The organism is Sinorhizobium sp. 8-89 (genome assembly GCF_030124325.1).
Classification (GTDB): domain Bacteria; phylum Pseudomonadota; class Alphaproteobacteria; order Rhizobiales; family Rhizobiaceae; genus Sinorhizobium.
Map to the genome: position 1 here is coordinate 63,932 of NZ_JASKLR010000023.1, position 14,119 is coordinate 78,050.

The following is a 14,119-nucleotide window of genomic DNA, read 5'->3' on the forward strand; positions in this document are numbered from 1 at the left end:
AACCCAAAGAAACGGCTATAATGTGGTTTTCACATGCGCTCGCTTGCTTCCGCCGTAGATCACCCGCGGCCGGATTAGCAGCCGGTAACGCCAATGAGGTGGTGCGCCGATGGCCCCACCGGTGCCGTCTAATCTAAGCAGTTTTTCACTGGTCCTCTCAGCAACCGGCAAGTGGATCTATCGACCTAATACAAAGTCGCGCATTGAAGTGTGCACAAGTGCTTGAATGACAGGTCAGAGATTTCGGAACAAGCTAATGATGATTGAGGAAGCCCCCTTCTCTTTTCGGCGGCGCAAGTGGTCTCGGGCCACTTCCGGCTTCGGTTGTCACGGTGTTAGCCCGTTGAAGAACAGATTGCAGATGGTGGACTTCCGGGTAATTTTTCAACCCGCTTGTGCTCGCTTGCCAGACTATGCCCGGCTTCTAACCGCAGAGAAGGGCGCCACCGAATGAAGCCGCAATCCGCCATGAAGTGTTCGGCCCCGCTTTTCATTAGCGCGAGATCGGGCTTGGCCGCGCGCGCCCCACTTGCGCACGCGGAGGGATGAGAACGTGGCCGCCGTTGAGTTTCGGCTTTGTGATGTTTTGGTGGATCGCTTGCTGCCAAATCATGACAAGCGCGTTGAGCGTGAACGAGACATCGCGTTGCGGGACTTGATTGAGACTAACAGTTTTATGCCGGTCGGACATGTTGGGGGACCATATTGCCTTAAGCTGTGCCTGGCTAGTTCACGCCTTATACTGAGGATTACGACGAATTATGGTACACACGTCGCGACCCAAGAGTTGTCTCTGGTTCCATTTCGTCGTCTCGTCAGGGATTACACACGAATATGCGAGAGCTACTACGAAGCGATCCGCAGCCCTGGTCCGGAAAAGCTAGAAGCAATCGACATAGGCCGTCAGACCATCCACAACAAGGCCGCCGAACTCGTTAGATATCATCTCTCGAGCAAAGTGATCGTCGATACCGAGACCGCGCGTCGGCTGTTTACGCTGATCTATACACTGATCGCGCGTAATGCCGGCCATCGAGTTCTGCTGAGCTGAGGCAACTGCGGTCTTAGATTGCCACCCAACGAGGAGTTCTAGGTGAATACAGTACCACAACGCGAAATGCACCTCGGAGAAAGAAGCTGCGCTGGCTTTCTGAAGAGCGTCGACCAAACTTTCCGTCACGCCATGTCATTCCTTGATCTGCCGGAGGGACTGGCAGAGCGGATCGTTCAGTGCAACTCGACCTACACGGTTCGCTTCGGTGTGCGGCTGCGCGGCCGGATGTATAGCTTCATCGGCTGGCGATCGGTGCACAGCGAGCACTGCGAACCGGTGAAGGGCGGCATTCGCTATGCTCCCAACGCCGATGCCGAAGAGGTGGAGGCGCTTGCAGCACTGATGACCCTCAAATGCTCTCTGGTCGACGTACCGTTCGGTGGCTCGAAAGGCGCGCTGAAGATCGATCCGCGCGAATGGACGCCGCAGGAACTCGAGCGCATCACCCGCCGTTTCACCCAGGAACTCAACAAGCGCAGTCTGATCGGTCCGGGTGTCAACGTTCCAGCCCCCGACATCGGCACGGGCGAACGGGAAATGGCCTGGATGATGGACGAGTTCCGCCGCGCCAATCCAACCGATGTCGTCAATGCGCGTGCCTGCGTGACCGGCAAGCCGCTATCGAAGGGTGGTATTGCCGGGCGCACCGAGGCGACTGGCCGGGGCGTTCAGTTCGCCATCCAGAGCTTCCTCCGCGATACGCGGACCGTCGGGCTGAACGGCAAGCGCGACCTCGAGGGCGCCACCGTGATTGTTCAGGGCTTCGGCAATGTCGGCTACCACGCCGCCAAGTTCCTCTCCGAAGAGGACGGCGCGCGCATCTTCGTCGTTGCGGAACGAGACGGCTATGTTGCCAATCCTGACGGCCTGGCGATCGAGGCGCTGAAGCAGCATCAGATCCGCACCGGCAGCATCCTCGGTTTCGACGGTGGCGCCTCGCTCGCCCGCGACATGACGGGCATCGAGCAGCCTTGCGACGTGCTGATCCCGGCGGCGATGGAAAATGCCATCCATGCGGAAAACGCCGAGCGCATAAAGGCGCAACTCGTCGTAGAGGCCGCCAACGGGCCGATCACCTTCGATGCGGACAAGATCCTGCGCGCGCGCGGCGTAACAATCCTTCCCGATCTCTATGTCAACGCCGGCGGCGTGGTGGTGAGCTATTTCGAGTGGGTGAAGAACCTGACCCACATCCCATTCGGCCTGATGGAACGGCGGCGGCGCGAGCGGCGGAACCATGCAATCGCCACTGTCCTGGAGCGGATGACCGGTAAGGAGTTTCCCACCGACATGCGCGACGAATTCCTCGAAGGGGGCGCCGAAATCGACCTCGTACGCTCCGGCCTCGAAGACGTCATGCGCAGCACGTGGTCGCGTATTGCCGACCTGATGCAGGAACAACCGGAACTCGGCGATTACCGCACGGCCGCCTACGTCGCATCCATCCGTCAGATCGCGGAAGCCTACGAGGCGATCGGAATTTGACTGGAATTGCTCTGACGCATCATCAGTCTATGTCGCGGCATACATGTGCGAATAAGCTGATCAGCATTTAGCATTTAAGGCATTGCTGCGCCTGACTGTAAGCTGCGACGAAAATGGCTGATATTATGATCTTCATTTGCAGAGGCGACTTCGGTTACTCGCATCTACATCGAGGTAACCAGGTGGTTACCGGGGAAATCTCGGTTGGATGTGAGTTCTGATCGACGAAGGCCTCCCCGATCCGTTAGCGAACGGGATTAGCCAGCATTAGGAAGCGGGCCTTTTGACAAGGCCGACTCAGAGTGTGTGAGGTTGCAGAAGGGCGCCGAATGCCATATGCGCGTCGATCGTCGATCGATCGCAGTATGGTCTGAAAATCGGCACCTATCTGATCCTGCCTATTGGGGAAGCTTGCGGCATAAGAGCGGTGTATAATCACGCGCGAACGGATCGTTGTTGAACGATGGGCGAGGGCGACCTGGTCGGGGAAATCCCAGCGCTTGTGGATCGCGACCGACAGGTTTTCAACCGCTGCGGTATTAAAGGAGACCTTCCCTGCCTCCTGAAGCGCATGCTGGACATTCGCGGTCAACGCGCCAGCGATCGTATAGAAGCGCCAGTTTATCAGCTTCAGCAGGAAATCGCGCGACCGCTTGCAGGTTTTTGCTTGGACTGGGCGACACCGAATGCCGCCTCGATTGGTGCGAACGGCGCCCCGCTTGCTCATCCTCTGCTCGTGCTGTCATGGGATAAAGTCCGCTTGCCGCATTGGGTGGGACCCTTCCAGCGAGCTACAATTGGCCAGCCGCACCAAACCGCACCCTTCACCTGCAATATTGGGTAACGTGGAGAATGGGGATCGATAAGCTCAAGTGGACTTGGTCTCCCGTCGTCCCGCCGGTCGATTGAAAGGCTCTTAGCGGTAAGTGCTTGCGTGCACTAGCACCTCCTGACTCGGGCGATACGACGGCCGATCAGTATAGCAAAGGACCTGCAGCAAATTCGGGTCATCACAACGGTTTCATAAGCCCTCAATCGGGTAGCATCAAAACCCTGCCTCCTGGACAGAAAGCCGGTCCAAAGTTTCGGATCTGTTTAAACGGGTCCAGAGGACATGGTGTTTTTTCCGCACGTCATGGTCATCAGGATTTCCCTTACGCTGTGCACCAGCACCGACGTGATTCAGGTACGTGGCCATGGATAGTGACGTCTATCTTGCGATCCAGATGTGCCACTAAGAGCCGAAATCTTAGCGGCGACAGCGTAGTCATTTTGGCATGCGGACTGCTTTGAGCGACTCTAGTTCTTTCTGCATAGTCTGCGCGGCATCTTTTGCGGTAGAGTTGCCAAAGATCATGGCTTCAACATTCTTGCCAATAATTTTGATCACTTCGGGCGCATACACCTCGGCTCCATCTGGAGCGAAAGATACAGTGTGCGGATCACCCGCCGCTGCGGCAAATGCCTCGATCCACGGGTTTGCTGCGATGTAACCAGAGGCGTCGATGTCTTGTCGGCCAGGCAGCTGAGCGGTGGTTTCTAGCAACTTGCTTTGCATATGTTTACTTACAATACCGAGAAGGACCCTTGCAGCAGCATCTTTATGCTTGGCCGTCTTTCCAATTCCCATAAACACCGAAAGTGCAAAGGTGCGGCGGCCGGGAAATGGCAGTGCCATCGAGCGCAAATGACTCATTCGCTCCATACTGGCGGTCCGAACCAATGGGCCCATATAGGAGCCAGCCGAATACATCGCTATTCTGCCCTGCGCGAACAATTCTCGATAGGTCTCGAAATTGACGCCTTTGGGTATCAGATCCTCATCATAGATCCTTCTGTAGAATTCTAGTGCTTCAATTGTTTCCGGTTTCGTCGCGGTGGGCTCGCCTGCTTCGAAGAAAGCGCCCCCAAATCCGAAAATAATAGGCGCAATTTCTAGATACAGTGAACTGGGCGCTCCTGGTTTGGCCCAGGTCGCGAAACCCCATTGCTGCTTCTCTTTGTTGCGGAGTTTTTGCAAGGCTGCATAGAATTCCGTCACGTTCGTTGGTGGGTGCAGACCTACGTTATCGAGCATATCGCTGAAATAGAGCATTGCTCGCGGATTAACGATAATTGGTAACCCAAAAATCTTACCGTCCTTAACCGCTGCGCGGGAACCGGGCTGAAAGTCGTCGAGGGTGACACCAGCCTTTTCGAGATAAGGATTGAGCGGTTCGAGGAAGTCATAGTTGATGTACGATTTTATCTCGCTATCAAACATCGTTACTATGTCAGATGAATTGGCCGACGAAAGTTCGAGGAACTGTTTGTCCCAAAATGCTCCGTAGGGTACCGGAATGTCGTCGATCCGGATGTCGGGGTTCTCCTGTTCAAATTCCTGCTTGAATGGTTGCCAAAATAAGGAATCGGGCGGGGCTTGCCAGCCGAACCATGGAAACGTCACCTCGGTAATACCGTCGGCTGCAATTGCGCCACTTCCTGTATATGCCACCACGCCAGCGGCCACGGCACTCTTTAAAACCTGCCGTCTTGTCAGGCCAGAGTGCGTCGTCGTCGTCGTCGACTGAACGACTGGCGGTACGAAGTTTGTTGCAGATTTGCGCATGTTGCTCCCCTTCCCTCATCTTCTCGCTTGTGGGTTTATGAGAAGACGCATCCGGAACTCGATATGCTTTCAATGAAAGGTCCACTTGTCACTTTCGGGAGGGGCCACTTTGACAGTGAAGGCAACGGGGCTGAAGCTAAAGGAAGACAAGTGGTTGATCACGGGATGTCGGGATTGGCAGAACTTTCGCGCGCGGTGCTGAAAACGGGATACATTGCGTCCTCACGGCACGTAGTATGCATTTTCTTGGACGAACTTGTTTCGGCGTGTCCGAACAACGCTATCCCAGTAGCGCTAGTGCATTGATTTAGACAAACTGGCGCGTCCCGGCTACATTGCTGTCGGAAAGCCTCAGCTTGTGCTTCATCCAGCGCCACAGCCAAAGGTCCCGATATCGGCACCGGCGAACGGGCCTGATGCCGGACGGCACCTCGCGCGTCTCGATTAACGGGTAGAAGCTGCACCACTACATGGCTCTGACAAGACGCGACTGGCTGATGGCCAAAGACCGTCCCGAAATGGACCCGTTCGCGCAAGCCAAGTGGACCTTTTCAGCGGCGGCTCAGACGCAAATGCTGCTTGCCTACAAATCCGCTGCGAACAGAGTCCTACGTTTGGATCGTTCCCGCCCCGTCACCGAATCGAACGCGACTTTTCCGCCTCCCAGGCAATCTCGTTGTCGCCGACGTGGTTTGGCGGCAGGCATCTTGTGTGTTCAGCCCCGTTTCCTAAAGGCGGGCATCAGGAGCTTTGAAAGTAACAAAACATGCAGCGTGTAGAACCGGCGCAGCTTACTCCAACCACCCTTGCACCGCTACGAAATGCAGCATTTCGTTCGATCTGGGCTTCCACTCAAGTGGCCAACCTTGGATGGCTCGTGCAGACGGTTGCCATCAGCTGGATGATGGCCACAATTTCCGCTTCCGACCTGATGGTCGCGCTGGTGCAGGCTTCGACGACCCTGCCGGCGTTCATCCTCTCGATCATCGCCGGCGCCATCGCCGATAATTTCAGCCGGCGATCCGTCATGATCGCTGGCCTGACTTTGATTGCGGCTGCCTCGCTCATGCTGGCGATCTCTGCCGGCCTTGGCTTTATCAGTCCGTGGCTCATCCTTGGACTGGGTTTCATGGCGGGCTGCGGTTTTGCCCTCAACGATCCTGCCTGGCACGCCTCTGTTGGCGATATCCTCGACAAGCGGGATATCCCGTCAGCGGTGACGCTCATGTCTGTCGGCTACAACATGACGCGCAGCATCGGACCGGCACTCGGCGGGGCGATCCTGGCCCTCCTCGGTCCGCTGGTCGCTTTCTCGTTTGCTGCCTTCAGCAATGTGGCGCCGCTCGGCGCGGTGTGGCGCAACAAATGGCACGTTCGTTCATCTCCCCTGCCTCCTGAGCGGATGATGACGGCCATTCACGACGGACTGCGCTTCACGGCGCTTTCCTCGGACATCAGGGCGGCGGTCATCCGCGCGACGCTCTTTGGCCTCGCCGCCATTGTCATTCTGGCACTTCTGCCGCTCGTCGCCCGGGATCGTCTGGCGGGCGGCCCCATCGTCTATGGTGTTCTCTTCGCCGGCTTCGGGACAGGCGCGTGCATTGCCGGACTGAGCAATCGGTACTTAAGGAAATTGTTGCCGCAGGAATGGTTGATGGCAATCGCTGCGACCGCTTGCGGCATATGCTGCCTCTCGCTCGCCTTGACCTCATCCGCAACAGTCGCAACAATCGCGCTGGCGATCGGCGGCGCCGGCTGGGTCGTCACCTGGACCGGCTTCGATGTCTGGGTGCAATTGGCCAGCCCAAGATGGGTCGTCGGCCGGACGCTCTCCATCTACTATGCTTTCCTTTCCGGCGGCATGGCGCTCGGCAGCTGGATCTGGGGTACCGTTGCTCAGAACTATTCTCTGACGTCCTCTCTTGAACTGGCTGCCGCCGCGCTCATTGTTGTGGCGGCGCTGGGATTTGCCTTGCCGGTGCATCTCGGGGTGGATGGGGATCAACAGGGTTCGGACTTCCGCACACCGGAACTGGTGCTCGATCTGAAGCCCCGCAGCGGCCCCATTGCAGTAAAAACCGTCTTTTCCATAGCAAACTCCGACCTTGAGACGTTCCTGGGGCACATGCGGACACGCAGATATGCCATGGCCCGGGCGGGGGCGCGCGACTGGACGCTCCAGCGCGATCTTCGCAAGCCCTCGGAGTGGACCGAGACATTTCGAACGCCGACCTGGATGGACTTCCTGCGTCTCAATCACCGTCTTTCTCCAGCGGATCAGGCGGTATTCCAGCTCCTCTCCGCGCTCCATGAGGGAGATGCGCCGCCACAGACCGATCTTGCGATCGAGCGAACCACAGACGCGCTCCGGACCCGCAGCCAGCCGGTCGCGCGCGTTTCGCGTCCATGAGGAGATTTGAGATGAAACCGCCCGTAGACCATGCTTTCGCGCCGTCAAGCCGGCATCTTCTACAGCTCTCCCTTCCACCTGGCCTCCCAAGCCGCCGTGGCTGTCGTCGAACTCGTTTTGGCGGCAGCCACTTTGACCGCCCACTCATAGGACAAGGCGACAGGGGCGTCTGGGGAGTTCCCGTTGTGAGGAAAATCTATGGACCTTCGTCATCTTCGATATGTCGTCGCGGCCGCACGCAATGGAAGCTTCAGCGCTGCCGGCCATGAGCTGAACGTGCGACAGCCCATCATCAGCAAGCGTATTCGCGAACTCGAGGATGAACTGGGCGTTTTTCTCTTTGACCGCGCCACCTCAGGAGCGCGCCTGACGCCCACTGGCGAGGAGTTCGTAGTAGGCGCCCGGCGCATCATCGACGCTTTTCAGCGCCTTTCCGAGCGGGCGAAGGCGAGCGGCGCCGGCAAGACCGGACGCCTTGTCGTGGGCTTCTACAGATCGATGTCGTCGGGCTGCTTCCGGATCGCCCTGAAGACCTTCCGCAACAAATTCCCCGGCGTCGAGGTGGAGCTGCTGGAAGCCTCCTATATCGAGCTCAAGGCCGGCGTCATGTCCGGCTCGATTGATCTGGCGATCGTGTTCGGCGATACGGGAAGAACCGAGATTCTCGACTCGATGCCGCTCTGGTCCGCGCACTTGATGGTGGCACTGCCGAAGGACCATGCGCTGGCCGAGAAGGCGACGATCTACTGGTCGGAACTGAAAGGGGAACGGTTCCTAGTCAGCCACGACGATCCAGGTCCCGACATCCGCAATGTCATCCTTCGCCATCTCGGCGCACCTTCTGATCATCCCGAAATCGTCACGCGGCAGTTGAGCCGCGAAAGCATCCTGGGGGAGGTCGCAGGCGGGCAGGGCATCAGCCTGCAATGCGAGGGTGCCCATATTGTCCCGGAGCAAGGCGTCGTCCTGCGACCCATTCACGACGGCAATGGCAGCATCAAGTTCGGCTACATCGCCTGCTGGCGGCCAGACAATTCCAACCCGGTCCTCAAGAACTTTTTCGAGACCTTCCGCTGCGTCGATTGATTCTCACCCGGCGGTAATCGCCGGACATGGACGGAATACAGTTTCGCCGAGGCAAGTATTTTCACGAGCGCCTACGCCCAGCTACGACCTCCAAGATTCTCTTGTTGCTGAGCGCATATTTCTGCCTTTCTTGATTGTCCCCGTCGCGATCCGCCGCCTGGCCGATCGCCGGAAGCGGGGACCACATGCAGGGACATCACCACCAGGACAAAGAAGCGATCTCGCGTGGCGCGCGCATGCTGCGCACGGCGCTGGGACCAGCCATCGCCCGCCATCTTGAAGACCCAGCTGTCGTCGAGGTCATGCTCAACCCGGATGGCCGGCTCTGGATCGACCGGCTGAGGGACGGGCTCTCCGACACCGGTCAAACGCTGCTGGCCGCGGACGGCGAGCGTATTGTCCGTCTCGTTGCCCACCATGTCGGCGCCGAGGTTCATCCGGGCAATCCCCGTGTCTCGGCTGAGCTTCCGGAAACCGGTGAGCGCTTCGAAGGCCTGCTTCCGCCCGTGGTTGCCGCCGCCACCTTTGCGATCCGCAAGCCGGCAGTCGCCGTTTTCACGCTCGCCGACTATGTCGACGCCGGTACCATGACCGACACCCAAGCCGAAGTGCTGCGGCTCGCGGTCGAACGGCGCAGGAACATCCTGGTCGCCGGCGGCACCTCGACAGGCAAGACGACGCTCACCAATGCGCTGCTGGCAGAAGTCGCCAAGACCTCCGACCGCGTGGTGCTGATCGAGGACACGCGCGAACTGCAATGCACTTCGCCTAATCTCGTGGCGCTGCGGACCAAGGACGGCGTCGCTTCGCTTTCCGATCTCGTCAAATCATCACTGCGTCTCAGGCCCGACCGCATCCCGATCGGCGAGGTGCGTGGCGCCGAAGCGCTCGACCTTCTCAAGGCCTGGGGCACCGGGCATCCGGGCGGCATCGGCACCATCCACGCAAACAGCGCCATCGGCGCACTGCGGCGGCTCGAGCAACTGGTGCAGGAAGCGGTCGTCACGGTGCCAAGGGCACTGATCGCCGGCACGATCGATCTCATTGCCGTGCTTTCCGGACGCGGCGCCGCCCGCCGCCTTGCCGAGATCGCCCTCGTCGACGGGCTCGATCCAGCAACCGGCGACTACCGCACCCTCAACGCACACCTTCCGAACGACCGCCAACCGCTCCCGAAAGGAGAAGAGGAATGACCTTGTCCGCTATTTCCCTGTACCGCCAGTCCCGCCGCCACGTCATGCAGGCGACGGCGTTCGTGTCCGTCTTCGTCCTGACGGTACTGCCGGCGCATGCCTCGGGCTCGTCCATGCCCTGGGAAGAGCCCCTCGAAAAAATCCTCGAAAGCATCGAGGGGCCAGTCGCCAAGATCGTCGCGGTGATCATCATCATCGCCACCGGTCTCGCGCTTGCTTTCGGCGACACGTCCGGCGGCTTCCGGCGTCTCATTCAGATCGTCTTTGGCCTGTCGATCGCCTTTGCCGCCTCGAGCTTCTTCCTCTCCTTCTTCTCCTTCGGCGGCGGAGCGCTGATCTGATGGCGGCGTTCGGCTCGGAACACGAGGAGATCCACGGCTATTACGCGCCGGTCCGCCGGGCACTGACCGAACAGATCCTGCTCGGCGGCGCGCCGCGGAGCGTCGCCATTGTCAACGGCACGCTCGCCGGCGCCGTCGGCCTCGGCCTCCGGCTCTGGCTTGCCGGTCTCGCCATCTGGGCAATCGGCCATTTCGCTGCCGTCTGGGCTGCCAGGCGGGACGCGCAATTCGTCGATGTCGGCCGCCGGCACCTGCGCTATCCCGCGCATCTGGGCGTGTGAGGTTCGACCATGTTGAACCTTGCCGAATACCGGAAGAAGAATGCTGGCCTTGCCGATTTCCTGCCGTGGGCGGCGCTGATTGCCCCCGGCATCGTCCTCAACAAGGATGGTTCGTTCCAGCGCACGGCACGGTTCCGCGGACCGGATCTCGACAGCGCCACGCCGGCCGAGCTGGTCGCCGTCACCGCGCGCCTCAACAATGCGCTTCGACGCCTCGGCTCCGGATGGGCGGTCTTTGTCGAGGCACAGCGCAATCCCGCCAATGACTATCCCGAGAGCCTGTTTGCCGATGCCGCATCCGCGCTTGTCGATGTCGAACGCCGTGAGCAGTTCGAAGAAAGTGGAGTTCTGTTCGAGAGCAGCTATTTCCTCACGTTTGTGTGGTTGCCGCCGGCCGAGGAAGCCTCTCGCATGGAGGGCTGGCTTTACGAAGGGCGCGAGCAGTCGGGCGTCAATCCATGGGAATTGCTCAAAGGCTTCATCGACCGCACCGACCGGGTGCTGCATCTCTTCGAAGGCTTTGTTCCGGAAGCCGCGTGGCTCGATGATACGGAGACGCTCACCTATCTGCATTCGACTATCTCGGTGGCGCGCCAGTGCGTTCGGGTTCCCGAAGCGCCTATGCATCTCGATGCGCTGCTGGCTGACCAGCCGCTGGCCGGCGGGCTCGAACCGCGGCTCGGCGATTTTCACCTGCGCACGTTGACGGTGATCGGCTTTCCGACCGTCACCTTTCCCGGTATCCTCGACGATCTCAACCGGCTCGCCTTCTCCTATCGCTGGTCGACCCGGGCGATCATGCTCGACAAGACCGACGCGACGCGGCTCGTCACAAAAATCCGGAGGCAATGGTTCGCCAAGCGCAAGTCGATCGCGGCAATCCTGAAAGAGGTTCTGACCAACGAGCAGTCGGTGTTGGTCGATTCCGATGCCGCCAACAAGGCGAACGAGGCCGATGCCGCCCTGCAGGACCTCGGCTCCGACCAGATCGGCGAGGCCTATGTGACCGCGAGCGTCACCGTCTGGGATGCCGATCCGCGCATCGCCGAGGAAAAGCTGCGGCTGGTCGAGAAGATCATCCAGTCCCATGATTTCACCTGCATCGCCGAGACCGTCAATGCGATCGAGGCCTGGCTCGGCAGTCTTCCCGGCCATGTCTATGCCAATGTCCGGCAGCCGCCGATCTCGACGCTCAACCTTGCCCATTTGATCCCCATCTCGGCCGTCTGGGCCGGACCCGAGCGCGATGAGCATCTCGGTGCGCCGCCGCTCTTCTATGCGAGGACGGAAGGCGCGACACCCTTCCGCTTCTCGCTGCATGTCGGCGATGTCGGCCACACGATGGTGGTCGGCCCGACAGGGGCGGGGAAGTCGGTGCTCCTGGCGCTGATGGCTCTGCAGTTCCGCCGTTACGAGCGCTCCCAGGTCTTTGCCTTCGATTTCGGCGGTTCCATCCGGGCGGCGACACTCGCCATGGGTGGCGACTGGCAGGATCTCGGCGGCTCGATCTCCGACGCCACCTCCTTCCTCAGCATGGTGGCGTTGCAGCCGCTCGCCGGCATTCATGACACGCCGGAACGCGCCTGGGCCGCCGACTGGCTGGTCGACATTCTCATCCGCGAAGGCGTCGAGATCACGCCGGGGGTCAAGGAACACCTCTGGACGGCGTTGACCTCGCTTGCCTCGGCGCCGGTCGCGGAGCGCACCATCACCGGCTTGACCGTGCTGCTGCAGTCGACCGCCTTGAAGCAGGCGCTCCGGCCCTATTGCATCGGCGGGCCCTATGGGCGTCTCCTCGATGCCGAACTGGAGTGGCTGGGTGACGCCTCGGTCCAGGCCTTCGAAACCGAAGGGCTGATCGGAACCGGAGCGGCGCCTGCCGTTCTTTCCTATCTCTTCCACCGGATCGAGGCACGATTCGATGGACGGCCGTCATTACTGATCATCGACGAGGGCTGGCGGGCGCTCGATGACGGCGGCTTTGCCCAGAAGATCAAGGAATGGCTGAAGACGCTGCGCAAGAAGAATGTCAGCGTCGTCTTCTCCTCCCAGTCGCTTGCCGACATCGAAGCGTCGCCGATCGCGCCGGTGTTGGTCGAAAGCTGCCCGACCCGCATTTTCCTCGCCAATGAGCGTGCCGTCGAGCCGCAGATCGCCAGCGTCTACCGGCAGTTCGGCCTCAACGACCGGCAGGTCGAGATCGTCGCCCGCGCCACGCCGAAGCGCGACTATTACTGCCAGTCGCGGCGCGGCAACCGGCTCTTCGAGCTCGGCCTCGGTGAGGTGGCGCTCGCACTCTGCGCGGCATCCGACAAGGCGGCGCACGCGGCGATGAATGAGCTCGTCGAAGAGGGCGAACGGCCGCGCTTCCTGGAAGCCTGGCTTGCCAGCCGCGGCCTCCGATGGGCCGCCGATCTCATTCCGGTCCTCACCAACATCGGCGAACCAGTGCCGGCCAAGGACGACATCAAACCCTCCCATCCAACATCACCCGAAGAGGAGATCTTTCAATGATCCGTTTCGTTTCGCGTTTCAACCATTCCGGCCGTGCGCTGGCTCTGGCGCTTGGCGCCACCACGCTGTTGCCGATCGCCGCTGTCACGCTCGCGCCACAACCGGCCCACGCGCTGATCGTCTTCGACCCGAAGAACTATACGGAAAACCTGCTGTCGGCTGCCCGGGCGTTGGAGCAGATCAACAATCAGATCACCTCGCTTCAGAACGAGGCGCAGATGCTGATCAATCAGGCGCGCAATCTCACCAGCCTACCGACGTCGATGCTCTCTGAGATCGAGGGCAACTTCTCCGAAATGAAGAGCCTGCTCGATCAGGCCGAGCAGCTTGCCTATAACGTCCAGACCATCGACCAGCAGTTCAGCTCGACCTACGAAACCTTCGCCTCCGGCAAGAGCAATGACCAGCTGGTGACGGCGGCGCGCGAGCGCTGGCAGCACTCGGTCTCGGCCTTCGAGGATTCGCTGAAGACAGGCGCCGTCGCCGTCAGCGGCATCGCCGGCACCCGGGCCCAGACCTCGACGCTGGTCAGCGCCAGCCAGTCGGCGGTCGGCGTGCTGCAGGCCGCCCAGGCCGGCAACCAGCTGCTGGCGGTGCAGGCGAAGCAGATGTCGGATTTGACCGCGATGCTGGCCGCGCAAGGGAGGGCGGAGGCGCTCGAAAAAGCACGCCAGGCGGCCGCCCAGGAACAGGCGCGCGAGCAGTTCAGCCGCTTCATGACCGGCACGGCCTACAGCCCGTCCAACGTCCGCATGTTCCACGATTAAGGAGCAAGGGGACGATGGACCTCAAGATCGCCGCCCGGATGACCGCTGTCATCGCCATTGGAGCAGGACTGACCGCGACGCTCATGGCTATGAGTAAGCCGCAGGGACCGGAAGAGACCCCCGTCTTCCGGTCACTCGATCCGGGCGGCGAGCCTGAGACCAAGGAGACACGGGCCGAGCTCCTGCGCTGCCGCGACCTCGGCGCCGAAGCCCTCAAGGACAAGGGCTGCCTGAGAGCCTGGATGGAAAGCCCCCGGCGCTTCCTCAAACCCTCGCAGTCCGGCGGCCCGGCCGCGCCAACAGCCGACGCCGATCAGACGGTGAAGCCATGAACACCGGCATCATCGATCGCTTCCTGGAGACCTTCACCTCCTATATCG

The 14,119-nt window shown here is 60.4% G+C and carries 12 protein-coding genes; 11 read left to right on the top strand and 1 reads right to left on the bottom strand.

Going from position 1 to position 14,119, the window contains the following annotated elements:
- Positions 1-553 precede the first annotated feature (553 nt).
- The 3 genes from QN219_RS27445 to QN219_RS27455 all read left to right on the top strand — a co-directional run bounded on the left by QN219_RS27445 (position 554) and on the right by QN219_RS27455 (position 3,383).
- Positions 554-1,051 (top strand): UPF0262 family protein, encoded by a 498-nt coding sequence (locus QN219_RS27445; protein ID WP_284003369.1) that lies wholly within the window; start codon positions 554-556, stop codon positions 1,049-1,051.
- Between the two features lie 132 nt (positions 1,052-1,183).
- Positions 1,184-2,539, top strand: coding sequence for a Glu/Leu/Phe/Val dehydrogenase (locus QN219_RS27450; protein ID WP_284003388.1), 1,356 nt, complete (start codon positions 1,184-1,186; stop codon positions 2,537-2,539).
- A gap of 463 nt (positions 2,540-3,002) precedes the next feature.
- Positions 3,003-3,383 carry a hypothetical protein gene (locus QN219_RS27455; protein ID WP_284003370.1) on the top strand — a complete coding sequence of 127 codons (381 nt, stop codon included), beginning with the start codon at positions 3,003-3,005 and terminating at the stop codon, positions 3,381-3,383.
- Positions 3,384-3,806: 423 nt separating this feature from the next.
- Here QN219_RS27455 and QN219_RS27460 read toward each other — a convergent pair whose 3' ends face one another.
- Positions 3,807-5,147, bottom strand: coding sequence for a sugar ABC transporter substrate-binding protein (locus QN219_RS27460; RefSeq protein WP_284003371.1), 1,341 nt, complete (start codon positions 5,145-5,147; stop codon positions 3,807-3,809).
- A 766-nt stretch (positions 5,148-5,913) separates the two neighbouring features.
- Here QN219_RS27460 and QN219_RS27465 point away from each other — a divergent pair.
- From QN219_RS27465 to trbK-alt, 8 genes are all read left to right on the top strand, one after another.
- Positions 5,914-7,557 (top strand): MFS transporter, encoded by a 1,644-nt coding sequence (locus QN219_RS27465; protein WP_284003373.1) that lies wholly within the window; start codon positions 5,914-5,916, stop codon positions 7,555-7,557.
- A gap of 198 nt (positions 7,558-7,755) precedes the next feature.
- Positions 7,756-8,643: a LysR family transcriptional regulator gene (locus tag QN219_RS27470; RefSeq protein ID WP_284003375.1), complete on the top strand. Its 888-nt coding sequence runs from the start codon at positions 7,756-7,758 to the stop codon at positions 8,641-8,643.
- A gap of 185 nt (positions 8,644-8,828) precedes the next feature.
- A complete protein-coding gene (trbB, locus tag QN219_RS27475; protein ID WP_284003378.1) occupies positions 8,829-9,836 on the top strand; it encodes a P-type conjugative transfer ATPase TrbB in 1,008 nt (335 codons plus the stop codon).
- 44 nt (positions 9,837-9,880) lie between these two features.
- Complete coding sequence (locus QN219_RS27480; RefSeq protein ID WP_284003389.1) at positions 9,881-10,177, top strand: TrbC/VirB2 family protein; 297 nt, start codon at positions 9,881-9,883, stop codon at positions 10,175-10,177.
- Positions 10,177-10,458, top strand: a complete 282-nt coding sequence (locus QN219_RS27485) for a VirB3 family type IV secretion system protein (protein WP_284003379.1) — start codon at positions 10,177-10,179, stop codon at positions 10,456-10,458. Before QN219_RS27480 ends, QN219_RS27485 begins: the two co-directional genes overlap by 1 nt.
- A 9-nt stretch (positions 10,459-10,467) precedes the next feature.
- Positions 10,468-12,972 carry a conjugal transfer protein TrbE gene (gene trbE / locus QN219_RS27490; protein ID WP_284003380.1) on the top strand — a complete coding sequence of 835 codons (2,505 nt, stop codon included), beginning with the start codon at positions 10,468-10,470 and terminating at the stop codon, positions 12,970-12,972.
- Positions 12,969-13,739 (top strand): P-type conjugative transfer protein TrbJ, encoded by a 771-nt coding sequence (trbJ, locus tag QN219_RS27495; RefSeq protein WP_284003382.1) that lies wholly within the window; start codon positions 12,969-12,971, stop codon positions 13,737-13,739. Before trbE ends, trbJ begins: the two co-directional genes overlap by 4 nt.
- 14 nt (positions 13,740-13,753) lie before the next feature.
- The gene (gene trbK-alt / locus QN219_RS27500) at positions 13,754-14,071 is read left to right on the top strand and encodes a putative entry exclusion protein TrbK-alt (protein ID WP_284003383.1); all 318 of its coding nucleotides are present in this window, start codon (positions 13,754-13,756) and stop codon (positions 14,069-14,071) included.
- Positions 14,072-14,119 lie beyond the last annotated feature (48 nt).